Below are 23,783 nucleotides of genomic sequence, written 5' to 3'. Positions count from 1 at the left end.
TACCTTTGAAAAATCTGTCACTCGGCACCCGTTTTGCGGCCATTGCCATTATCAGCACCGCTATCACCGTCAGCATTCTTTCCGTGACTGCCTACCGGGAGCTGGTGTCCGATTTTGAGCAGGCATTGACGCTGCGCCAACAGGTTGAAACCACCAATTACGCCAGTCGCGTTAGCCTTCGCCTCCAACTGAGACTGGACGCACTAGGCGTATTGGCGTCCAGACTGTCAGACGGCCAGAGACTGCTGCCCGCCAAAGAGCTGGAAGCTATACTCAAGCGCCAGACCACGCTGGCAGACTACTTCGACCTGGGGTTGGTGGTCATGGATGATAAGGCCGTCGCGGTGGCGGAAAACCGCCATGTGCCCGGTCGTATCGGCACGTCCTACGCGGACCGCAGCCATTTCCAGGAGATGCTTGACTCCGGCCAGCCCCATATCAGCCGCCCCATCATCGGCCGGACCACCGGCGTCATGCTGATTTCCTTTCTGCAACCAGTGCGCAACAACCAGGGTGAACTGGTGGGCCTTTTAACCGGCGCTCTGCCGGTGGACAGAGACACATTGTTGCCACAACCCCAGGAGCGGACGCCGGGCGAACGCTTCATGGTACTCGATACCCAATACTTCACGCGTGTGGACGCCATCACCCGGGACAACCGGCTTCCCTTTCTACCGAACCCAGGCGAGTCACCTCTGATTGATGCGGCCCTCTCAGGCATGACTACCGGGGTGGTTGAAGACAGCGGCCAGCGCTGGATTTACGCCACCCGCCACCTCGAGCGCGTTGGCTGGGAGTTTCTCCGTGCCGTTCCCTATGAACAAGCCACGCAACCGGCAAGAGACGCGTTTTTCAACTTCATCCTGTTTAGCCTGATTGTCGTTGTCATTACGGCGGTGCTGGTTGCGGTCATGTCGCGACTCCTCACCCACCGTCTGGAAACAATCGCAAGGCGGATACAGAACATGACCAAAGATCGTGATGCCTCCGGCCGGCTCGCCGAAAAGGGACCACCCGAACTGCGCAGTGTTGCCAAGGCCTTCAACCAATTGATGGACGACAGAGAAGCGCTCGACAAGCTGAAAAACCAGTTTGTCTCCAACGTCAGCCACGAGCTGAGAACACCGCTTACCTCCATCAATGGCTCACTGAAACTGCTTGCCTCCGGAGCGGTGGGGCCCCTGCCGGAAAAAGCCGAACGCATGGTCAACGTTGCCCTGCGCAACAGCGATCAGTTGCAGCGATTGATTTCGGACCTGCTGGATTTCAATAAAACCATAGCCGGGCAAATGGTCGTGCACACCGAACCCCTTCACCTGCCCACCTTGATCGAAGAGGCGGCCATCGCCAACCGTCCTTATGCCCAGTCACACCGGGTGCAACTCGAAGCCAGCCGGATCCCGGAGGCCCACGTCCTGGCAGACCCACACCGTGTCCGCCAGATTCTCGACAACTACATCAGTAATGCCTGCAAATTCTCGCCGGAACAGGGCCGCATCACACTCTCCGCAAGCATCAGGGAGGCGAAAACCGTGCGCATCCTGGTGGCTGATCAGGGTAAAGGGGTTCCTGACGAATTCCGCCCCTACCTGTTCGAACGCTTCTCCCAGGCCGAAACCGGCTCTGCCAAAGCCAGGGCCGGCACCGGGCTGGGGCTGGCAATCTGCAGGGAACTGGCCAAACTGATGGGAGGGCGTGTCGGTTATTTCTACGACAACGGCTCCCACTTCTGGGTGGACCTTCCCATCGCCACGGACCAGGAAGACGGAGGCAACGATGAAACCGGCTGACGCCACACCGGACGAAGCCCGCCGGCAGAACGCACTTGACCGGACCGGCCTGCTCGATACCCGGTCCGAGGAACGATTCGACCGGATCACCCGGACCGCTGCCCGGCTGTTTGACGTCCCCATTGCCCTGGTCTCACTGGTTGACCATCAACGCCAATGGTTCAAGTCCCGGTATGGTCTGGACGCCACACAAACAGCCCGTGACATCTCATTCTGTGGCCACGCCATCCAGAGCGATTCGGTTTTTGTCATTGAAGACGCAGAGGACGACAACCGCTTCTGCGACAACCCTCTGGTCTGTGGCGAACCCGGCATCCGCTTCTATGCCGGCGCCCCGGTCAGGGATCATGAGGGTTACCGCCTTGGCACGCTGTGTGTGATCGACCGTAAACCACGGGCATTTTCCGCCGAGGACAAGGATACCCTTAGGGATCTTGCCGATATTGTTGAGCGGGAAGTGCAGCTCCGGGAACTGGGCAGCTACTACGGTGAGCGAGACCGGGCGCTTAACATTCTCAATGAAATCGCCCTGGACACCGAGGGCCCGGCCCATGATCGCATCAGAGCCGCGCTGAGAAGGGCCTGCCATTATCTGGACATGGATACCGGCATTGTCAGCCAGATTACAGGCCCCGCTTACACCATACTCTGGCACCATACCCGTGTTCCCTTCGAGACAGTGTACGATGGTCTGACTCTACCGCTGGAACAGACCTACAGCTCACTGCTGATGGAAAGCCACGATGTGATCGCGTTCGACCACACCGGCCAGTCAGAATATCAGCTTCACCCGGCCTATCAGGAATACGGCTTGGAAAGCTATCTGGCTGCGCCGATCTGGATTGACGGCGAGGTTATGGGCTCGGTTAATTTCTCGTCCAGGGCGCCCCGCCAGCAACCGTTTACGGAAACGGACCGGATGTTCGTGAATCTTCTGGCCCGCTGGGCCTCGGATATCATCCATCAGCAGCAGCAGACGGAAACCCTCAACAAACTGGCCAAGCATGCGCCGGGCATGCTGTACCAGTACCGGCAATGGCCGGATGGACACAGTACCTTTCCCTACACCAGTCCGGGCATACGGGAGATTTACGACGTTCCTTCCGAGGGCCTGGCCAACGACGCGTCGCCGGTCTTTGCCTGTATTCATCCGGATGATCTGGACCCTGTGGCGGAAGCCATCCGTCACTCAGCCACGGATCTCACACTGTGGCATTGCCAATACCGGGTGCAAAGGCGCTCCGGGACGTGGCACTGGGTGGAAGGCCAGGCCAACCCGGAACGGCTTCCGGATGGCAGCATCCTCTGGCATGGCTATATCATGGATATTAACGAGCGGCGTAAAGCCGAAGAGATGAAAAGCCAGTTCATCTCAACCGTCAGCCATGAACTCAGAACCCCTCTGACCTCGATTTCCGGGTCACTGTCGCTGGTCCTGGGTGGGGCCACCGGAGAGCTGCCCGACAAGGCCCTTCAGATGCTGACCATAGCCCAGCGCAACGCCCTGCACCTACGAACCCTGATTGATGACCTGCTGGATATCGAGAAGCTGGTGAACGGCCGCATGCCCATCTATAGCGCTGCCCGAAGCCTGCAGGATGCAGTCGCCAGTGCGATCGAGGAAATCCAGCCCTATGCCGAGAAGCGCCAGGTGCTCGTCACTCTTGAAGATTCGGGCACCCACCTGCAGGCCATATTTGATTTGCTCCGGTTCCGCCAGGCCCTGACCAACCTGCTCTCCAATGCGGTCAAGTTTTCACCAGAGCAGGCGAAGGTGTCCGTGCGCATCCGCGCAGGCGAAAACGAAGCGTGGGTTGAGGTTGAGGACAGGGGGCCGGGGATTCCCGACAGTTTCCGGCCAAGCGTCTTCGAGAAGTTCGCGCAGGCCGAGAGTCACCTCGCCCGCAACCAGGAGGGCACAGGCCTGGGTCTGGCCATCACCCGTGAACTGATGCGTGCCATGGGAGGCAGCGTGGGCTTCGAGTCCGAAGAAGGCCGGGGAGCAAGATTCTGGGTCTCACTGCCCCTGGCAAAAACGGATGTCCGATAGCCGGGCCGGCTCAGGGCCGGCCCGAATCCATCAGGCGTTATGAAGCATCTCACGCACCACGTAGTGCAGGATGCCGCCATGCCGGAAGTACACCGCCTCGTTGGCGGTGTCGATCCGGGATTTGAGCTCACAGCTTTCGGTGGAACCATCCTTGTACTTGACCGTCATGGTCAGCGTCTGTCCCGGCTGAATATCACCGGCCAGACCCTCAATACTGATGGTCTCCTCGCCGGTCAGTTTCAGGCTGTTTCTGTCCACCCCTTCCGGGAACTGCAGGGGCATCACGCCCATCCCGATCAGGTTGGAACGGTGGATGCGCTCGTAGGACTCAGCAACCACGGCCTTGACGCCCAGCAGGCGCGTGCCCTTGGCGGCCCAGTCACGGCTGGAACCGGTGCCGTATTCCTTGCCGGCGACCACCACCAGCGGTGTGTCCTGCTCCTGATACTTCATGGCCGCATCGTAAATGGCCATCTGCTCGCCGGTAGGTACAAACTTGGTATAGCCACCCTCAACACCGTCCAGCATCTCGTTTCTGATCCGCACGTTGGCGAAAGTGCCACGCATCATGACCTCGTGGTTCCCCCGGCGGGAGCCGTAGGAGTTGAAGTCTTTCGGATCAACGCCCTGCTCCTGCAGGTAACGGCCAGCCGGCGTGTCCGGCTTGAAGGAACCGGCCGGCGAGATGTGGTCGGTGGTCACCGAATCGCCCAGCATGGCCAGGATGTTGGCGTCCTGGATGTCATCAATGGCGTCCGGCTGTTCCTTGAGCCCCTCAAAGAACGGCGGATGCTGGATGTAGGTGGACTTGTCGGACCACTCGTACACCTTGCTTTCCGGCACTTTGATGGACTGCCAGGTTTCGTCACCCTCAAAGACCTCGCCGTACTCCTTGCGGAACATATCGGTTTTGACCTTTTCCACAGCTTCGGCGATTTCCGCCTGGCTCGGCCAGAGGTCACCCAGGTAGACCGGATTGCCTTCCTTGTCAGTACCCAGCGGGTCTTTGGTCAGATCCAGCCGGACGTTACCCGCCAGCGCATAGGCGACCACCAGGGGCGGTGACGCCAGCCAGTTGGTTTTCACCAGCGGGTGCACCCGGCCTTCGAAGTTCCGGTTACCGGAGAGCACCGATGCCACCGTCATGTCACCATCGGTAATGGCTTTTTCCACGGCATCGGGCAGCGGCCCGGAGTTACCGATACAGGTGGTGCAACCGTAACCCACCAGGTTGAAGCCCAGTTTGTCCAGGTCGTCCTGCAGCCCGGCGACCTTGAGGTAGTCAGTCACCACCTTGGAGCCCGGTGCCAGCGAGGTTTTTACCCAGGGCTTGGTGCTCAGGCCTTTTTCCACCGCTTTTTGGGCAATCAGGCCGGCGGCCATCATCACGCTGGGGTTGGAGGTATTGGTACAGGAGGTAATGGCTGCGATGACCACGGCGCCCGGGTCCAGACGGGTGGATTCGCCGTTCATCTCCAGCGGCTGGCTGGCGGGGTGCTCGTAGCTTTTCTCGATGCCAACCGCTGTCTGCCCACCTTCGGACTCCAGCTTGGCTTCGCGGGTCTCAGCGGGGCCCTCGGCGGTTTCCATCAACAGCTCAAAGGAAGCTTTCATGTTTTTCAGGGCAACCCGGTCCTGGGGCCGTTTCGGCCCGGCAAGGCTGGCCTCCACATCGCCCATGTCCAGTTCCAGGGTGTCGGTGTAGACCGGTTCGTGGCCGGGCTCACGCCAGAGGCCCTGGGCTTTGGCATAGGCTTCCACCAGTTCCAGCTGTTCTTCATCCCGACCGGTCAGGCGCATGTAGGTGATGGTCTGATCATCCACCGGGAAAAAGCCACAGGTCGCCCCGTACTCCGGCGCCATGTTGGCAATGGTGGCCCGGTCGGCCACGGGCATGTCTTTCAGGCCGTCGCCATAGAATTCCACGAATTTCCCAACCACGCCTTTCTTGCGCAGCATTTCCACCACGGTCAGCACCAGGTCGGTCGCGGTGATGCCCTCACGCAGCTTGCCGGTGATCTTGAAGCCGACCACCTCGGGAATCAGCATGGAAACCGGCTGCCCCAGCATGGCCGCCTCGGCCTCGATGCCACCGACACCCCAGCCCAGAATACCCAGGCCGTTGATCATGGTGGTGTGGGAATCGGTACCCACCAGGGTATCCGGGTAGGCAACGGTTTTGCCTTCGATCTCTTTCTGCCAGACGGTCTTGCCCAGGTACTCCAGATTCACCTGGTGGCAGATGCCAGTGCCGGGAGGCACGACCCGGAAGTTGTCAAAGGCCTGCTGCCCCCAACGCAGAAATTCGTAGCGCTCCTGGTTGCGCTCCATCTCGATGGCCACGTTGTCCTTGAACGACTTCGGTGTGCCGTATTCATCGACCATGACGGAGTGGTCAATCACCAGATCCACCGGTGACAGGGGGTTGATCAGGGCCGGATCCTTGCCCGCGTTCTTGACGGCTTCTCGCATCGCAGCCAGATCCACCACACCGGGGACACCGGTGAAATCCTGCATCAGCACCCGGGCCGGACGGTACTGGATCTCGGTGTCGGAATGCCGGTCCTTGAGCCACTGCACCATGGCGTTAATGTGGGACTGATCCACGGTGGTGCCGTCCTCATTACGCAGCAGGTTCTCCATCAGGACTTTCAGTGAGAAAGGCAGGCGATCCAGGTCGCCCAGTGACTCACCTGCTTTGGGCAGGCTGTAGTAATGGTAGGTCCTGCCACCGGCATCCAGGGTGGTCAAGGTGTTCAGGCTGTCGTTGCCAAGACTGTCGTTGGCCATGTAGTGCCTCCTTTTCGACGTTTTCCGAAAACTCCGGAAGGCTTGAAGCGCCGTTTCAGCACCCCGCTCGGTGATCTGGCGGGCCGTTCTGGGACCTTACCCTGCTGAAAAAGCGCCCTGATGTTAAGTCACTAATAACTATTGCACCGATTATTGAGACTTCAACCGCGGCCCGGTGAATGTTCGCCATTACGCCCGTGAATACCCCGACCTAGGCACTATTGCGCGTTGACACCCGTCACGACCCACACGATAGTTGCCACTGTAACCTTTTGTCCGTTTTTTGACCTTTGCCGAAGCACCGCAGGATTCACGTTGAACCAGGAATTTTCCCAGTCTCTTGATGCACTGACCGCTGAGGATCTGCATCTGGCTTTTCGCGCCGCCGCCGATCTGGCGTTCAATTCAGTATTGCTGACCGATGCTGATCACAAGATCCTCTATGCCAATCCTGCCTTTTGTAACATGACCGGTTACAGCTCCCGGGAACTGGTGGGGAACAACCCGAAAATGCTCCAGGGGCCACTCACCGAACCCACAGTCATTCACGAACTCCGGGACGCCCTGAAGAGCCATCAGCCGTTCACCGGGTCTACGGTCAACTACCACAAGAATGGCCGCCCCTACCTGGTGGAATGGACAATTTCCGCAGTGAATGACGAATCCGGTGAACCACATTTCTACGTATCCGTACAGAAGGATGTCACCCAGCTGCATGCAGCGGAGTCCACCGGCAACCTGTTTGCCAAGGCGATTGATGCCGCCTATGACGGTATCTTCATCACCAACGAGGAAGGCATCATCGAGTTTGCCAACCAGGGGTTTGAAATCATTACCGGCTACACACCGATTGAAGTCATTGGCCGCTCACCGGCCCTTCTGAAATCCGGGCGGCACGACAGGACCTTTTACCGGGGACTGTGGCGCCATCTGAATGAAGGCCTGCCGTTTCGCGCCATGGTGATCAACCGACACAAGGACGGTCACGAAATCCATTGCCAGCAAACCATCACGCCGGTCAAGAATGCCAAGGGCAGGATCACCCACTTCATCAGCATCATCAAAGACCTGACGGACCGTGTTTTCGCCGAGCTCAAGCTCCGGGAGCAGGCCTCCCACGATTCCCTGACCGGTCTGCTGAACCGACGGGCCGGCGAGATTGACCTGGAGGTTTCCCTGATTCAGGCTCAGGAAGAGAGCTCACCCTTCTGCATGCTCATGCTGGACATTGATGATTTCAAAACCATTAACGACACCCACGGGCACAGTCGGGGCGACGAGGTCATCAAGGCGGTGGCCGACACCCTGATGGATCGCACACGGAAAACCGACAAATGCATCCGCTGGGGCGGTGAGGAGTTTATTGTTCTGCTGCCCTTCTGCGGCGTGGATAAGGCCGTTGAGATCGCCGACAACCTGCGCCAGGCCCTCTCCGATGTTCCATTCAGGGACATCGGCCATGTCACCGTCTCCGTCGGCGTAACCGAATCCAGGGCCGACGACACACCGGCAGGCATGCTGGACCGGGTTGACCGGATCATGTACCACGCCAAGAGAGCTGGCAAGAATCAGGTCGTTTCCGACCAGGGTGTTGACCATTGATAGTGCTTGAGCAGTTTTTTGTTTTGGGGGAAGCCCCGGAAAAACTCGTCAGCGGTCAATACGACCTGGCGCTCGTGGCACTGTCGCTCGCCATCGCCGTGGGCGCCTCCTACATGGGCCTGACCCTGGCCGCAGCGGCCAGACGCAGCAACTCCCAGTTGATGCAGCGCCTGCACCTGATCAGTGGGGCCACGTCTCTGGGTCTGGGCATCTGGTCCATGCATTTTATCGGGATGCTGGCTTTCGAGATGCCCACCCACGTGGGTTACCACCCGGGCCTGACCGCCCTGTCAGCCGTGCCGAGCCTGCTGGCATCCTGGGTCACGCTGAGCCTGCTGGCGAAATACAGACTGACCCGGACAGCCCTGATCACCGGCGGCCTGGCGGTGGGTTCCGGAATTGGCGCCATGCACTATCTGGGTATGGCGGCCATGGATATTGGTCCGGCCCTGCGGTATGACCCGGCCCTGTTCACGCTGTCTCTGGTGGTTGCGGTACTGCTGGGCACCCTCGCGCTCTGGATCAGCTTTGGCCTGCGCACTCGTACACGCCTGAGAGGCTATAAACGGCGCCTGCTGGCCGGGGCGGTGATGGGGCTGGCCATCGCCGGCATGCACTATACCGGTATGGAGGCAGCCCGATTTATCGGAGCCCCGGACCCCGACTTCATGCCGGGAAGCCAGGAACACATCGCCCTGGCCCTGACCATTGCCGGCATTACCGTTTTCTTCAGCCTGCTGGCTGGCGGGGTCAATGCGGTGGCCCGCTACCGCAGCCTGTACCGGCGCAGCCAGGAGACCGCCAGTGAACTGACCACCATTGTAGATGCGGCGGTTGATGGCATCATCAAGATCTCCGACCGGGGTATCATCCTCTCGTTCAACGAGTCCGCCGAACGTATTTTCGGATACCAGGCCGACGAGGTGGTGGGGCAGAACGTCAACCTGCTGATGGCCAACCCGCACCGGGATGCCCATGACGGCTATCTGAAGAATTACCTGCGTACCGGTGAACGCAAAATCATCGGTTCGGGCCGGGAGGTCCGGGCCCTGCACAAGGACGGCCACGAGATTCCCGTCCGTCTGGGCATTGGCGAATCCCGGCTCGGCGGCGTATCCACCTTTGTCGGCTTTGTCACCGACATCTCCGAACGTCACCGCATGGAAACAGACCTGCGCCGGGCCAAGGAAGAGGCGGAACAGGCGGCCGAGGCCAAAAGTGCCTTCCTGGCCAACATGAGCCATGAAATCCGTACCCCCATGAACGCCATCATCGGGTTCACCGACCTGATGCTGGATACTCCCCTGGACGATACCCAGGCCGGACACCTGGGCATTGTCCGCAACTCGGCCCGCTCCCTTCTGGCACTGCTCAACGACATACTGGATACTGCCAAGCTGGACAGCGGTAATGTGGAGCTGGAAAAACGGGATTTCAGCCTTCGTGCCCTGTGCGACCAACTCGTCGCCACCCAGTCACTGAATGCCAGCCGCCAGGGCCTTTACCTGAAACTCGACTACCAGGCCCCGGAGTTTTTCCATGGTGACCCGCTAAGAATCCAGCAGGTGCTGCTGAACCTGGTCAGTAATGCGGTCAAGTTTACCCGCCAGGGAGGGGTCACCCTCCGTGTGGAAAACAACCCCGGCGGACCGGTCTCCTTCGCCGTCGAAGACACCGGAATCGGCATCCCGGCGGATCGTATCGAAAAAATCTTTGAACCCTTCACTCAGGCGGACTCCAGCACCACACGGCGATTTGGGGGCACCGGCCTGGGCACCACCATTGCCCGCCAGCTGACCGAATGCATGGGCGGGACCATCACGGTGACCAGCCTTGAGGGCCGGGGCTCGCGCTTCCTGGTCACTCTGCCCCTACCTGCAGGCAAACCCGTCGAGCAGACCACACGCACGGTGAAAGAAACGCCCTTGCCACCACTCACTGTTCTGGTCGCCGATGACGCGCCCCAGAACCTGGAACTTCTGCGAGCGCTGCTGGGCAAACGCCAGCACCGGGTTGTCACCGCCACGACCGGGCGGGAAGCGGTGGAAGCATTCGGCGATGAGGCGTTTGACCTGATCCTGATGGATGTCCAGATGCCGGACCTGAACGGCCATGAAGCGACCCGCGCCATCCGCCAGCTAGAGGCAGAACGGCGACTGCCCCGCACCCCGATTATTGCCCTCACCGCCAGTGTCCTGGAGGAAGACCGCCAGCACGCCCGCCAGGCCGGCATGGACGGCTTTGCCACCAAGCCCCTCGACCTGGCCGAACTCACTGCGGAAATGGCCCGCCTGCTCGGCCTGGAAACCGCCGGCCCGGACAGGACCGGTGACCGGGAGACGGGGCCGGTAGACAACCGTCTCATCGAGCAGCTTTGGCCGGATCCGGCTGCTTACCAGAACACGGCCCATCATTTTCTGACCAGTGCGGAGAACCAGCCGGAGTCGTTGAAATCACTGGCCTCCAGCTCTGACGCCATGGCCCAGTGCCACAAAGTCAAAGGGCTTGCAGGCAACCTGGGGTTCACAGCCATGGCCAGCATCCTTGAGGACATGGAAACCCGGCACCGGCAACATCGCAAGGTGGACCATCGGCAATGGCAACAGTTTGAGCAGGCCTTTGCCGACACCCTGGACTGGTTTCATCACAACATCGGCAAACCACCTGTATCGGAACCTGAACCCGGGTCCGAACCAGCGGAACCGGCACCGGCCGACATAGCCACCCGCCTGGACTCGCTGATCGGCAGGCTCAGGAATGGCGAGATCCCGGACAGCGATTTTTCCGGGCTCAGAGACGGACTCCCGGCCTCCGTTGCCGACCCGGTTGCACAGGCACTGGACAATTTTGAACCGGAAACGGCCGCCCGCCTGCTGGCTGACTACCGTTCCACCATTGAGGTATCTTCATGCTAACCGACACCAAGACGCTTCTGCTGGTGGACGATGAGGCCACCAACCTGCAGGTGCTGCGCAACATCCTGTCCGATCACTACCGCCTGCTGTTCGCCAAGGACGGCGCCCGGGCGCTGGCCCTGGCTCAGCAGGAACAACCCGACCTGATCCTGCTGGATGTGATGATACCCGGCATGTCCGGCCACGAGGTTTGCAAGGCGCTGAAACAGGCCCCGGAGACCCAGGCCATTCCCGTTATCTTCGTCACCGCTCTGTCAGATACCGATGATGAAACCCGGGGCTTCGACCTGGGGGCGGTGGACTACATCACCAAGCCGGTCAGCCCGGCGATTGTCCGAGCCCGAGTCCGGACCCACCTGTCCCTGGTACAGATGGACGAACTGGTCGAGAGCCGCCTGGCCGTGGTTCATCGCCTGGGGCGCGCCGCCGAATACAAGGACAACGAAACCGGCCTGCACGTTATCCGGATGAGTCACTTCTCTCGCCTGATTGCCCGTGAAGCCGGCCTTGGACAGACCTGGTCCGACACCCTCCTGAATGCCGCCCCCATGCATGACGTCGGCAAGATCGGTATCCCCGATGCAATCCTCCAGAAACCCGGAAAACTGGATGCCGAGGAATGGACTGTCATGCAGAGCCACGCCCGCATCGGCGCGGAAATCATTGGAGAGGACGGTTCCGCGCTGCTCGACATGGCGCGGGAAGTGGCTTTGTGCCACCACGAGAAGTGGGATGGTTCGGGCTACCCCCAGGGGCTTTCCGGCGAAGCCATTCCGATATCCGCCCGGATCGTCGCGCTGGCAGACGTGTTTGATGCCCTGACCAGCGAACGCCCCTACAAGAAAGCCTGGCCCATTGAGCAGGCCACCGACCTGATTCGTGAGCAGAGCGGCAAGCATTTTGACCCGGAGCTGGTTCCGGTGTTTTTCCGGTGCCTGCCAGACATTCTTGAAGTCCGGGAACGCTGGCAGGACAAGCAGACCGCCTGAGCCACCAGCACGGGCTGCCGCTATGCTTAGCAATTAGCGCCGGGCAGCCGCGTGTGACAGAATCCGCTCCCAGACAGAGGGCCCCGCCGGATCCCACAGCCTCACCCGAAAAAGGAAACAACATGCCCCGTTTCTCGCCAGAGCAACTGTCCGCCGAGTGGCAGGCGGTGAACCAACGCTTCAGCAACGAAACCCGACAGTTTGTACTGGCATTTGTCCGGGACAACAGTGCGTCATTGTCGGCGCACTTTTACCGCGAGATGCTGGCAGACCCGGCGGCATCCCAGTTTCTATCCCATGAGGAAGTCCACGCCCGACTGGGCCGGTCAATGGAGCGATGGTTGTCGGTGCTCTTTGCCACTGCCACAAAGGACGATCTGCTTAGCCTGATTGCCGAACAGCGCAAGGTCGGCGAGGTGCATGCCCGCATCGATATACCGGTGCATCTGGTGTTACGGGGCACCCGTTGCCTGAAAGACCGGTTCCATGTGCTGCTGGATGACCACCCGGGGCTGAGTGAATCGCAGCGGATCAGCGCCGCCCGCATGGTCTGCGACACCATGGATCTGGCCATGGAAATCATGAGCCACGCCTACGCTATCTCCCATGACCGCAACTCCCGGGCAGAAGAGGCCTACCGGTTGTTCGCCATCACCCAGAACATTGCTAACGAGAAGGAACAGCAGCGAGCGGCCCTGCTGGACTGGGAAAATCAGTTCATGTTCAACCACGCCGTCGGCACAGACGGCACCCGGATGCCCAGGATCCAGGCTTCCGACTTTGGCCTCTGGTTTCGCCACAAAGGCGTTCACGCCTTTGAAGGCTCGCCGGAAGCCGAAGCCATCCTTGATGCCATGGAGCACATCGACGACGTGCTCCTGCCACTATTCAATACTTCTGTTCAGGCGGCGCCCGGAGCCGGAGATAAGGTGCAAATGCTGCGCGAATTCCGGGATCGGGTGAAGGGCATCCAGTTCCATCTGGACCACCTGTTCGAACAGAACAATGAACTGGAGTCCGGCCGTGATGTACTCACCCGCCTGCTCAACCGCAAGTTCCTGCCCGTGGTGCTGGGCAAACAGATCAGCCAGGCCCGGAACCGGGACAACGTCTTCGCCTTACTGGCCATCGATATCGATCACTTCAAGCAGGTCAATGATCAATACGGCCACCAGTCTGGAGACGCTGTACTCCAGCAACTGGCCCTGATTCTGGTAAACAATACCCGCTCCGGCGACTACCTGTTTCGTCTGGGTGGGGAGGAATTCATGCTTGTCATCATGGACACAGACCCAACCCGGGTGAGGTCCATCGCGGAAAAATTGCGCCGGAGTGTCGAACAGGAAGCCTTCCGCCTCCCAGAGGGTGAAACCCTGAATGTCACGGTGAGCATTGGCGTGGCCTGTTTTGATGGCCACCCGGATTACCAGAAGCTGATGCACCGGGCGGACGCAGCCCTCTATCGTGCCAAACACGGGGGCCGAAACCGGGTTGAACTGGCTGAACACCTGGAGTTACGGGAATAGAACCGGAACTGCCGGCCCTGGCTATTGAATCCAGACTTACGATGACCCAATATCCGGCAACTCGACACTCGAACCAATGACTCGAACGGCGGGATGCCCATCATCAGGCTGTTGGGTAAAAATGGTCGCGTAACGCAGCGTGGCATTGGCATGCTCGCGCATGATGGATTCGGCACGAGCACCCTGCCCCCGGTCCAGGGCATCAAACACCGCATGGTGCTGCATGTGGGCGAAATTGAAACGGCGGTATTCACCCTCAAGATTGTTGCGGTCAATGGCCAGGGAGCTCACAGAGGCAAAAGGCAGGTGCTCGTTTCGCTGCATGGCTGAACCGATGGCGGGATTGCCACTGGCTTCCACAATAATCGCGTGAAACCGCCGATTCAGGTCGTGATAGGCCTCCAGATCCTCCTCGGTAACATACCCCTTGGCAAACAACGCATCACCCGATGCAAGGCAGTCCAGCAATCCCCTGCGCTGTTCGGCGGTCAGGCCTCGCTCAGCAGCCTGCATGGCTGCAAGCCCTTCCAGAACCCCCCGGACTTCAACCGCTCCAGCCACCTCATCCTGAGTCACTTTGCGCACCCGGTAACCCCGGCGCTCCAGTTTGATCAACAGGCCTTCCTGCTCCAGTGCCCGAAAAGCAATCCGGACGGGCGTTCGTGATACCCCCAACCGTTCAGCAGTGGGAATTTCCGCAATCCGCTGTCCGGCTTCCAGTTCTCCGGAAACAATCATCTGCCGGAGGGTGCTCAGTACCCGTATCCCTGCCTTGCTCATTCGCGATCCTCGGTGGTTGGTGACTGAAGGTTGTCAATTGTACCAATTTGGATCCAATCCAAACCAACAAGGCGATCCATCTGACTTGGCCCCACAACCCATTACAGCAGAAAAGTTCGAGAAAACAGATAATTACGTTTGCCAATAAACTATTAATAGAGGCTATTGATGATCTTCTCAAACTTCATTTCAAAATAAAATGGATCCAATATGGCCAAATACTCACTAAATATTGCAGTATCTGTCCTGCATTGGATCCAAAAAATACAACAAACAAAAAGAGAGAACCTTTCATGTATCCAAAAAACTGCTGGTACGTTGCCTGCACGCCTGATGAATTTGAATCCAAACCACTCGCCCGCCGGATCTGCGGTGAACCCATGGCGTTTTTCCGCGATGGCGACGGTGTGGTCGCCGCGGTTCAGGATTTCTGCCCCCACCGGGGTGCCCCACTGTCTCTGGGTTATGTGGAGAACGGCAATCTGGTCTGTGGCTATCACGGCCTGAAAATGGGCCGGAATGGCAAAACCCACTCGATGCCCAAACAGCGGGTTGGCGGCTTTCCCTGTGTGAAGAGTTACCCCGTCGAAGAGCGATACGGTTTTGTCTGGGTATGGCCCGGCGAACCGGAAAAGGCAGACACCGATGCTATCCCCCACCTGGAGTGGGCCGTCAGCGATCAATGGGCTTACGGGGGCGGGCTGTATCACATCAACAGTGACTATCGGTTGATGATTGATAACCTGATGGATCTCACCCACGAAACCTACGTCCATACGAGCAGCATCGGTCAGAAGGAAATCGATGAAGCCCCGGTCAGAACCCGCAAGGTCGACGGCGAGGTCCAGACCACCCGCTTCATGGACAACGTCACCGCGCCCCCTTTCTGGCAGGCCAACCTGCGCTCCAAGGGCCTGCCCGATGACCAGCCGGTCGATCGCTGGCAGATATGCCGCTTCACACCGCCCAGCCATGTCCTGATTGACGTCGGGGTTGCCCTGGCGGGCCATGGCGGTATCGATGCCCCCGCCGACAAGCGGGTGAACAGCATCGTGGTTGACTTCATCACCCCCGAAACCGACACCAGCCACTGGTATTTCTGGGGCATGGCCCGCAATTTCAGTCCGGACGATGAGACCTTGACCGACACCATCCGCCAGGGCCAGGGCGCCATTTTCGCGGAAGACCTGGAGGTCCTCGAAAGCCAGCAGCGGAACCTGAATGAATTCCCCGAGAAAAAGCTGCTGATGCTCGATATTGATTCCGGTGGCGTGCAGGCCCGACGGATGATCGACGGCCTGGTGCAGGAGGAAAGCCCGTGATCAACGTCCAGGTAGCCAGCAAAACCAGAGAAACGGCGGACATCTGCCTGCTGGAACTGGCCAGACCCGACGGCGGCACGCTGCCTGCCTTCAGCGCCGGCGCCCATATTGATGTCCACCTGGCCGACGGGATCATTCGCCAGTACTCCCTGTGCAACCAGCCCGGGGAAACACACCGCTATCAGATTGCAGTATTGCGCGAGCCTGACTCCCGAGGCGGCTCCCGCCAGATCCATGACCAGCTCGGGGTGGGAGACACGCTGGAGATCAGTGAGGCGCGCAACCTGTTCCCGCTTGAGCAAGAGGCGGACCATCACCTGCTGATTGCTGGCGGCATTGGCATTACGCCGATTCTGTGCATGACGGAGCGGCTGAGCCACCTAGGCAAAACCTTCGAGCTGCACTATTGCACTCGAACGCCCGAGGAGACCGCATTCCGGCAACGGATTCTGGATTCCGGTTTCAGCGACCGCGCCCGGTTTCATCACAGTCGATGCCGGGATGGCAGACGGATGGACACGGATACGGTCCTGGCAAATCCGACCCCCGGAACGCACCTGTATGTGTGCGGCCCCACGCCGTTCATGGAGCACGTGCTGGCAAGCGCCCGAAAACAGGGCTGGCCGGAATCGAACCTGCACCGCGAATACTTTGCCGCCGAGGAGCTTCACCTTGAGGGAGACACCGCTTTCGAGGTGCAACTGGCGAGCAGTGGCAAGGTTATTGAGGTTCCGGCGGACAAAACCGCGCTGGAGGTACTGCTTGAGCATGACGTCGACCTACCCTTCTCCTGCGAGGAAGGCGTCTGCGGCACCTGTGCCACCCGTCTTCTTGAGGGCGAGCCGGACCACAGGGACGTTTTCATGACCCCCGAAGAACACGCCGCCAATGAGGAATTCGCCGCCTGCTGTTCCCGGGCCCGGAGCAAACGACTGGTGCTCGACATCTGAGCGCCGGCTTTCGCAATGCAACCAAAGACCTACAACAATAAAGGTAAAACAGACCCATGAAACTGAAACAATGGGCGGCCATCGCCGCCACGACCGCCACCCTCGCCACGTTCAATACCCAGGCCGCCGACGTCACCCTGCGCTTTGCTCACCCCTGGCCGGCCACATCGGCCATTCATGCCGGCCTTGAGGAATGGAGCGACTCGCTGACCGAAGCATCAGACGGACGCATTGGCGTGGAAATCTATCCATCACAGACACTGTCAAAAGCCGCTGCCTCCTATGACGCGGTCACGTCGGGCATCGCCGATGTGACGGCAACCGTGCAGGGCTATACGGCGAACCGGTTCCCGCTGACCCAGATCATTGAGTTGCCCGGTATGCTCAATACAGCCGCGCAGGGGTCCTGTGCCCTGCAGAACCTCTACGATGAAGGTGCGCTGGGCAACGAATACGACGAAACCCACGTGCTGTTCGTCTATACCAATGGACCAGGACACCTGCACACCCGTGACCAGAAGGTAACAACGCCCGACGACATTCGGGGCATGGTCCTGCGCCGTCCCACAACCGTCGTCGGCGCGCTGATGGAGGACCTGGGTGCGCAACCGACCGGGATGCCGGCACCAGACATCTACCAGTCGCTGCAACGGGACCTGATCAGTGGTGTGGCAATTTCCTGGGATGGTGCCAAGATATTCCGGGTTAACGAACTGGCCAACTACCACACGGAACTGAACCTCTACTCGCTTTCGTTCGTGGTGGCCATGAACAAAGACGTGTACCAGAGCCTGCCGGAAGACCTGAAAGCGGTCATGGATGATCACTCCGGCATGAAATGGTCCCAGCATATGGCCGAGGTTTTTGATGAGCTCGACAAGCAGGGCCGTGCCGAGGCGCTTCAGACTGGTGATACCGTGGTGGATCTTGACGACACCATCCGCGATGCCTGGAAGCCGGCTCTGGACCGGGTCACGGAAGAATACCTGAGCTCACTGGAAGCAAGCGGCTTGCCCGCCCGGGAAACTTACCAGCGTGCCCGCTCCCTGAGTGAACGCTGCCGGGAGATCTAGCTGCCCATGGCGCCCGGGCCAGGCCCGGGCGCCAGGATTCGGGCTCCCATCTGACTGCCGCTTCCCGCCCCCGGGCCGGAGCCACTGGTTCCTGACCTCGGCTTCTGCCATCATTCCAACAAAGCAACCAGGGATCGGAGCGCAGCAGCCTTGAAGCACGATTGTCACTATCACCCCGGCGAGCCGGCCAAATGGCACTGCGGCGAATGTCAGTTGCACTACTGCGCCCGTTGCATGCCCGATGCCGACAGCCGCAGGCAGCGCGCCTATTGCCCCCATTGCAGCAAAGCCATGCGCTACCTCGGCGCCGCCACCGAGGTGGTTCCGTTCTGGCACCGTATCGGCGCCTTTTTTCGTTACCCCTTCCATACCGATCCGCTGATGGTCATTGCCATCTGCACGCTGGTTCCGGTGGTGGCGCCGGCCAACCTGATCGGACTGGCGGTCTGGGTGGTGCTGGCACTGGCGCTGTTCAAATACACCTACGCCGTCATCAACCACACTGCCGAAGGTCACCTGAAGCCACCCCCGGTGTCCGTGGCCTTTACCGGCAGCGGCTTTTCCATCGTGCTGCTGCAGTTCCTGGTCTTCTTCCTGATGGCAGGGCTGATCGGTGCGGCCGCCATGCTTGGCGGCCCAATCCTGATGATGCTGGCCACCGCCTTTGTCATCCTGGCGCTGCCGGCCAGCATCATGGTGCTGGCCATGGAGCGCTCGGTCGGACCGGCAGTGAATCCCCTGAACCTGGCGGTGCTGATTTCCCGCATCGGCATGCCCTACTTCCTGCTCTATGGCTACCTGATTCTGCTCACTCTGGCATCAGGCGCCGCCCAGGATTTTGCCATCACCCACTTCCCCCGTTGGGCCGCACAGCCCCTGGCCGGCTTTCTGAACAGTACCTTCACACTGATGCTGTTCCATATGCTTGGTTACCTGCTGTTCCAGTATCAGGAAGAACTGGGATTCGCCTCAGACATCCAGGACGAAGACGAAAGCCAGGACACACATCAGCGGGATCGCAGTACCCGCTTCGATGCGGACCTGGATATGAACCTGAAGGATGGCAATTACGACCGCGCTCAGTCGCTGTTGACGGAGGCCCTGAAGAAAGACCGGGACAACCCGGTCAGGCTGGAGCAGCTGTACCGCCTGCTCATCGCCCGTGACGATACCGCCGAGTTATACCGGTATCACCCGAGGCTGCTGGGGTGGCTAGCTTCACGCCGGGATGCGAGCGGCCTGGAGCAGATGGTCAGAACATTGCGGAAGGTGGAACCGGACTTCCAGCTCGACGACCCGCAACTGACGGTGGCCTGTGCCGAGGTGCTCTACCGGGGCGGACACTGCCGGTCTGCCCTGACGCTGATCCGGGATTTCCACAAACGCTTCCCGGACAGCGACCAGTTGGCGCCGGCCTATCTGCTGGCAGCCCAGGCCCTGGCCAACGGGCTCCAGCAATGGGACAAGGCCATTGCCTTTCTCACCTTTATCAAGAAACGCTGTACCGGCCACCCCCTGCATGCCCAGATAGACACCTGGCTGGAACAGGCCTCAAACCATCAGCCCCTGAAGGGGCCGAAGGCCAGTTTCGACCTGCCGGACTGAGATCCGGCAGTCTTCCTTTTATTCAGATCTGGTCAGAACTGATACTCAAGGGAGCCACCCACCATACGGGGCTGAACCCTCAGCGGGTTATCCACCAGGCCGTTGAAGATCATGGTATTGGCGTCGGTATCGAACAGGTTCTTGACGAACACAGTCACCCTGGCCGGGCCATGGTCATAAGCCATTTGGGCATCGACAACGGTGTAGGCATCGATTTTTTCCGCCGCCAGGTTATCGTAATCCGAGTAATAGCTGTCGGTGTAGCGGGCGTTGGCACTCAGCGCCAGGTTCTGCATGAACCGGTACTCCGCGCCCACCGTGGCTGCTTTGCCCGGTGACCGGGGCAGTTCATTACCTTCAATGAGCGTATTGCCAAACTCGGTCACCTCCGTTTTCAGCAGGGCCAGATTGCCGGTTACCGACAAGGCGTCAGAGACCTTCCAGCGACTGCCCAGTTCCATGCCATAACTGATCGCCTCATCAGCGTTGCGAATCACAATGTCATCGGCGGTGACGTATTCCGGAAGCTGCATATCGGAATAATCGTTGTAGAACAGGTTGGTGGTGAGTTCCACGGCGCCCCCGGACAGCCGGTGCCGGGTATAGAACTCATAACTGATCACCGTTTCCTTGTCGTACTCATAGGGCTCAAAGCTTGTCAGTGTCAGTCCGGCGCCCCCGGCGTTATAACCCTTGGCCACCTTGAAGCCGATGGTCTGGCCATCGGTCGGCCGCCAGGCTAGGTCAACTTTCGGCAACAGCGCGGTGTAGGTCTCATCCAGGTCCAGATCCACCCCGAAGACCGGATTGAGCTGTACCTGGGCCATTCGCTGACGGTGCTCGCTTTCAAAGCGCAACCCCATAGTCAGGTCCAGCACATCGCTCAGCGGATAGGTCACCTCACCGAAGGCTGAGCGGGTATCGGTTTCGTCGCTCATGGGCTGGCGGCCCGTCGTATTGATGTAGGCCTCATCCGCTTCGGCATGGAAATAACGAAGGCCGACCAGGCCACGGACCCCCTGATCACCCTCACCAAAATGAAGAAGCGGCTCTATGTAATATTCAGTTCCGTCGGACTGGTAATTGGCAACGCTGTTTTGGGTTTTGCGCTCAACTTCCAGTTCGCTGTACAGCAGGGTGTTTTCAAACCGCAGTCCATCAGCAACGTCCCACAGGGCATCCCAGCTGGTTGTGCTGGAATCGGTGGTATAGACCGGGCGGTATTCATTGGCCTGCCGCGAGGGCGGATTGGACAGTTCGTATTCCGCCTGAGGGCTCTGGGTATCCATATGGCTGTAGGTGAGGCCGGTACTGAAATCGGGAAGTGCCGCCGGTTCATACTGCAGCTTCACCCGGGCGGTGTTGGATTCAATGTCCCGGGAATCCCCCACCGGCTCGTAACTCGCCAGATCCACATAGCTCTCGCGTTTCTGCTGGTCGACTGCCACACGGAACGCCAGCTCATCCCTGAGAAGCGGACCGGACACCATGGCCGCCGTCTGGGAATAGCCCTGGTTGCCAATGCCGCCCTTCACGGCCCCTTCCCACTGGAAACTGGGATCGCGGGTCTCCATGACAACGGTACCGGCGATGGCATTGCGCCCCTGGATCTGACTCTGAGGGCCAACGTAGGTTTCAACCCGCTCCATGTCCCACAAGGGGCGGGTACTGGATGCCAGCTCACCGTAGCTGAGTGAACGCCCGTCCAGGGTGACATTGAGCCGGGGCCGGACCCCGGCGAAGGTCGCCACGCCCCCGATGGACGGGCCGGAGCCATCAATACCGCGCACAGCCGGCATATGATTACCGACCCCCACGTCCACAATCGCGGGGTTGTTCTTCAGGATATCGGCAAGCTCCGACACACCGGGGGTATCGTCGATGCGCTCGGCATCGTATACCTCAACACTGGCCCCGGTATCGTAGAGGCTGCGCTCCACTTTCTCCCCGACCACGGTGATGGCCGGCAGTACGGCGGTCGAGCCATCAGTCCCGGCCGCCACAGCCGGAGCCCCGGACAGCGTCAGACCCAGTCCGGTGGATAGCACCACCAGCAATACGAAGCGATCACAGACGAACCCTGGCAACCGGGGGCCTGAGGATAAAAGCGGGGGCATCGGGAACTCCTTGTTCTGGAATAAAAGGTTATTGAATGTTAATTATTCTCAATTAAGTCCCCGAATGGCGACCCGCAACGGTAAAAAAGCCACCCCTGGTGGTAAAGGATGGCTGCAGGCGATCACGCCAGTTGCAGGTGATGGGCGAAGGTCGGGCCGGAATACTCGGAACGGAACACGCCACGCTCAACCAGGCCGGGGACCACTTCCTCCAGAAACAGGTTCAGGCAGTCTTCAGAGCCCCCCGGCAAGGCAACAAAGCCATCCGCAGCCCCGGCTTCAAACCATTCCATGATGCTGTCAATGGCATCCGCCGGTGTGCCCACGACCTGCCAGTGGGCAGACCCGGACACTTCCGGACGTTTAAGGAGCTGGGACAGGGTCGGGCTTTCCCGTTCAATGAGGCGCCGCAACAACCGCGCGTGGGTGCGACTGCGCACCGGTCGCTCCATCGTCGGCAACAGGTCTGTGGTGATTCGCCGGTCCTCACTCATGCCGCTAACATCAAGCCCGAGCGCTTCCCGGATAAACGCATGCTTTCGGGCAATGTCCCGGCCGCGCTGGGTCTCTTCAAACAGCGCATCGGCCTCTTGCCGGGTTGGGGCAAGAAACAGACTCAGCCCCGGTAGCACCTTGACCGCGCCAGGTCCACGGCCCGCCTGCCGAGCCCGGCTACGAATGTCATCGGTCAGCTCGCGCCCCGCCTCCATATCCGGCGTGGCAGCAAAAATGGCGTCGGCTATCCGGGCGGCAAAGTCCCGGCCCCGCTCGGAGGCACCGGCCTGCAGGATCGGGATCCGGCCATAGTCCGATGCGGGGATATTCAGCGGCCCCTTAACACTGAAAAATGGGCCGCGGTGATCAATCGGACGAATCCGCCCGGTCTCGACATAACACCCCGCCTGCCTGTCCACCACCCGCGCTTCCGGGGGATAGCTTTGCCAGAGTCTGAACACCACCTCGGTAAATTCAGCCGCCCGGTCATAGCGCGAATCGGCATCGGGCATGATATCCACACCGAAGTTTTCATTGCCGTCCAGCGCCGTCACAACATTCCACCCTGCCCGGCCCTTGCTCAACCAGTGCAGGGACTGAATGGAGCGAGCCACATGATAGGGGTGGTTGAACGTGGTGGATGCGGTGGTTACCAGGCCGATGTGGCTGGTTTCCCGGCTCAGCGCACTGAGCAGCAGGGTCGGGTCCAGTCCGCTGATACCGGGCGACTGGTTCAGCATTGTCGGATCCAGAAACAGGGAGTCGGGCCGAAACAGGAAATCCAGCTTGGCAGCCTCGGCCCTGCGGGCAATATCCACATAGAAATCGCTCAGACAGATCTGTTCGACCCGGCTGTCCGGGCGTCGCCAGCCGTTCCCGGTCAGCCAGGTGGTTGCCAGCGACAGACCTATACACAACGATTGACCACTCATCATCAGGGCTCCTTCGGTATCGGATTAATCTTCCATGTGACCGGTACTGGCTAACGGCAGTATCCAGGGCCGACCGGTAACGGGATCGCTCAGGATTCGCGAGCGAATGTGAAACACGTCTTCCACGAGGGCTTCGGTCATCACGAACTCCGGTGAGCCGGACCCGACGATACGCCCCGCTTTCATGACGATGAGGTGGTCGGCATAGCGGGCGGCCTGATTGAGATCGTGCAGCACCACCACCAGTGTCCGCCCCTCGTTCCGGTTCAGTCGCCGGCACAGCTCGAGCACCTCAAGCTGATGGGCGATGTCCAGCCAGGTGGTCGGTTCATCCAGCAGCATGACCGGTGTTTGCTGTGCCAACAGCATGGCCAGCCAGACCCGCTGGCGCTGTCCGCCCGACAACTCATCCACCACCGCATCCGCCAGACCGGAAACACCGGTGGCCACCATGGCCTCTGCCACCGCCCGGTCGTCCTCCTCCCGCCACTGTCGGAACAGGCTTTGATGAGGAAACCGGCCCCGGGCCACCAGATCGGCAACACAGATTCCGGCAGGGGCCCGGGAAGACTGGGGCAGCATTCCCAACAGGCGGGCGAACGCCCGGGCGGAGTATTGGCTTACGTCCCGTCCCTGCATGAGTACCTGGCCATGCTCCGGGGACAGCAGACGAGACAACGCCCGCAGGAGCGTGGATTTGCCACAGGCATTCGGACCAATCACGACGGTCAGCTTTCCCTCCGGAATGCTGACAGACAGATCCTGGACAATGGGCCTGGCCCCGTAGGACAGCGTCAGACTCTTGCCGGACAGCAGCGGCCACTCAGACTCTTGATTCATGATTTCC

15 protein-coding genes are annotated in these 23,783 nt (G+C 60.0%); 10 read left to right on the top strand and 5 right to left on the bottom strand.

Annotation, left to right across the window (positions count from 1 at the left end):
* Positions 1–5 precede the first annotated feature (5 nt).
* On the top strand, positions 6–1,790 hold the full coding sequence (locus HNR38_RS00495; RefSeq protein WP_183698675.1) for a sensor histidine kinase: 1,785 nt from the start codon (positions 6–8) through the stop codon (positions 1,788–1,790).
* Complete coding sequence (locus tag HNR38_RS00490; RefSeq protein ID WP_183698673.1) at positions 1,777–3,840, top strand: GAF domain-containing protein; 2,064 nt, start codon at positions 1,777–1,779, stop codon at positions 3,838–3,840. Before HNR38_RS00495 ends, HNR38_RS00490 begins: the two co-directional genes overlap by 14 nt.
* Before the next feature lie 30 nt (positions 3,841–3,870).
* Here the strand turns inward: HNR38_RS00490 and acnA are convergent, their stop codons facing one another.
* A complete protein-coding gene (gene acnA, locus HNR38_RS00485) occupies positions 3,871–6,630 on the bottom strand; it encodes an aconitate hydratase AcnA (RefSeq protein ID WP_183698672.1) in 2,760 nt (919 codons plus the stop codon).
* A gap of 315 nt (positions 6,631–6,945) precedes the next feature.
* On the opposite strand from acnA, the gene HNR38_RS00480 reads away from it, so the two are divergent.
* The 4 genes from HNR38_RS00480 to HNR38_RS00465 all read left to right on the top strand — a co-directional run bounded on the left by HNR38_RS00480 (position 6,946) and on the right by HNR38_RS00465 (position 13,662).
* Positions 6,946–8,232 (top strand): sensor domain-containing diguanylate cyclase, encoded by a 1,287-nt coding sequence (locus tag HNR38_RS00480; RefSeq protein WP_183698670.1) that lies wholly within the window; start codon positions 6,946–6,948, stop codon positions 8,230–8,232.
* 2 nt (positions 8,233–8,234) lie between these two features.
* Positions 8,235–11,147, top strand: a complete 2,913-nt coding sequence (locus HNR38_RS00475) for an MHYT domain-containing protein (protein WP_343068190.1) — start codon at positions 8,235–8,237, stop codon at positions 11,145–11,147.
* A complete protein-coding gene (locus tag HNR38_RS00470) occupies positions 11,141–12,136 on the top strand; it encodes a response regulator (RefSeq protein WP_183698666.1) in 996 nt (331 codons plus the stop codon). Before HNR38_RS00475 ends, HNR38_RS00470 begins: the two co-directional genes overlap by 7 nt.
* 122 nt (positions 12,137–12,258) lie before the next feature.
* Complete coding sequence (locus HNR38_RS00465) at positions 12,259–13,662, top strand: diguanylate cyclase (RefSeq protein WP_183698664.1); 1,404 nt, start codon at positions 12,259–12,261, stop codon at positions 13,660–13,662.
* Positions 13,663–13,698: 36 nt separating this feature from the next.
* Here HNR38_RS00465 and HNR38_RS00460 read toward each other — a convergent pair whose 3' ends face one another.
* Positions 13,699–14,442 (bottom strand): GntR family transcriptional regulator, encoded by a 744-nt coding sequence (locus HNR38_RS00460; RefSeq protein ID WP_183698661.1) that lies wholly within the window; start codon positions 14,440–14,442, stop codon positions 13,699–13,701.
* Positions 14,443–14,735: 293 nt separating this feature from the next.
* Here HNR38_RS00460 and HNR38_RS00455 point away from each other — a divergent pair, with 293 nt between their 5' ends.
* The 4 genes from HNR38_RS00455 to HNR38_RS00440 all read left to right on the top strand — a co-directional run bounded on the left by HNR38_RS00455 (position 14,736) and on the right by HNR38_RS00440 (position 19,392).
* Positions 14,736–15,764, top strand: a complete 1,029-nt coding sequence (locus HNR38_RS00455) for an aromatic ring-hydroxylating oxygenase subunit alpha (RefSeq protein WP_183698659.1) — start codon at positions 14,736–14,738, stop codon at positions 15,762–15,764.
* A complete protein-coding gene (locus tag HNR38_RS00450; protein ID WP_183698657.1) occupies positions 15,761–16,714 on the top strand; it encodes a 2Fe-2S iron-sulfur cluster-binding protein in 954 nt (317 codons plus the stop codon). Before HNR38_RS00455 ends, HNR38_RS00450 begins: the two co-directional genes overlap by 4 nt.
* A gap of 56 nt (positions 16,715–16,770) precedes the next feature.
* Positions 16,771–17,787 (top strand): TRAP transporter substrate-binding protein, encoded by a 1,017-nt coding sequence (locus HNR38_RS00445; protein WP_183698655.1) that lies wholly within the window; start codon positions 16,771–16,773, stop codon positions 17,785–17,787.
* 150 nt (positions 17,788–17,937) lie between these two features.
* The gene (locus HNR38_RS00440; RefSeq protein WP_183698653.1) at positions 17,938–19,392 is read left to right on the top strand and encodes a tetratricopeptide repeat protein; all 1,455 of its coding nucleotides are present in this window, start codon (positions 17,938–17,940) and stop codon (positions 19,390–19,392) included.
* A 32-nt stretch (positions 19,393–19,424) separates the two neighbouring features.
* Here the strand turns inward: HNR38_RS00440 and HNR38_RS00435 are convergent, their stop codons facing one another.
* The 3 genes from HNR38_RS00435 to HNR38_RS00425 form a co-directional block, all read right to left on the bottom strand.
* Positions 19,425–21,509: a TonB-dependent receptor gene (locus tag HNR38_RS00435; RefSeq protein ID WP_183698651.1), complete on the bottom strand. Its 2,085-nt coding sequence runs from the start codon at positions 21,507–21,509 to the stop codon at positions 19,425–19,427.
* Between the two features lie 122 nt (positions 21,510–21,631).
* Positions 21,632–22,939, bottom strand: coding sequence for an NtaA/DmoA family FMN-dependent monooxygenase (locus tag HNR38_RS00430; protein ID WP_183698649.1), 1,308 nt, complete (start codon positions 22,937–22,939; stop codon positions 21,632–21,634).
* Positions 22,940–22,960: 21 nt separating this feature from the next.
* A complete protein-coding gene (locus tag HNR38_RS00425; protein WP_183698647.1) occupies positions 22,961–23,776 on the bottom strand; it encodes an ABC transporter ATP-binding protein in 816 nt (271 codons plus the stop codon).
* Positions 23,777–23,783: the final 7 nt, after the last annotated feature.

The organism is Marinobacter oulmenensis, assembly GCF_014201735.1.
GTDB lineage: Bacteria > Pseudomonadota > Gammaproteobacteria > Pseudomonadales > Oleiphilaceae > Marinobacter > Marinobacter oulmenensis.
The sequence above is the reverse complement of the archived record's forward strand: the minus strand, read 5'-3'. Positions and strand labels throughout refer to the sequence as shown.

What these genes read in the sequence shown, in the direction of transcription:
- HNR38_RS00490 (WP_183698673.1), top strand. Translation starts at nt 1,777, where the DNA reads ATGAAACCGGCTGACGCCACACCGGACGAAGCCCGCCGGCAGAACGCA.
- acnA (WP_183698672.1), bottom strand. Translation starts at nt 6,630, where the DNA reads ATGGCCAACGACAGTCTTGGCAACGACAGCCTGAACACCTTGACCACC.
- HNR38_RS00460 (WP_183698661.1), bottom strand. Translation starts at nt 14,442, where the DNA reads ATGAGCAAGGCAGGGATACGGGTACTGAGCACCCTCCGGCAGATGATT.
- HNR38_RS00470 (WP_183698666.1), top strand. Translation starts at nt 11,141, where the DNA reads ATGCTAACCGACACCAAGACGCTTCTGCTGGTGGACGATGAGGCCACC.
- HNR38_RS00455 (WP_183698659.1), top strand. Translation starts at nt 14,736, where the DNA reads ATGTATCCAAAAAACTGCTGGTACGTTGCCTGCACGCCTGATGAATTT.
- HNR38_RS00425 (WP_183698647.1), bottom strand. Translation starts at nt 23,776, where the DNA reads ATGAATCAAGAGTCTGAGTGGCCGCTGCTGTCCGGCAAGAGTCTGACG.
- HNR38_RS00430 (WP_183698649.1), bottom strand. Translation starts at nt 22,939, where the DNA reads ATGATGAGTGGTCAATCGTTGTGTATAGGTCTGTCGCTGGCAACCACC.
- HNR38_RS00435 (WP_183698651.1), bottom strand. Translation starts at nt 21,509, where the DNA reads ATGCCCCCGCTTTTATCCTCAGGCCCCCGGTTGCCAGGGTTCGTCTGT.
- HNR38_RS00465 (WP_183698664.1), top strand. Translation starts at nt 12,259, where the DNA reads ATGCCCCGTTTCTCGCCAGAGCAACTGTCCGCCGAGTGGCAGGCGGTG.
- HNR38_RS00445 (WP_183698655.1), top strand. Translation starts at nt 16,771, where the DNA reads ATGAAACTGAAACAATGGGCGGCCATCGCCGCCACGACCGCCACCCTC.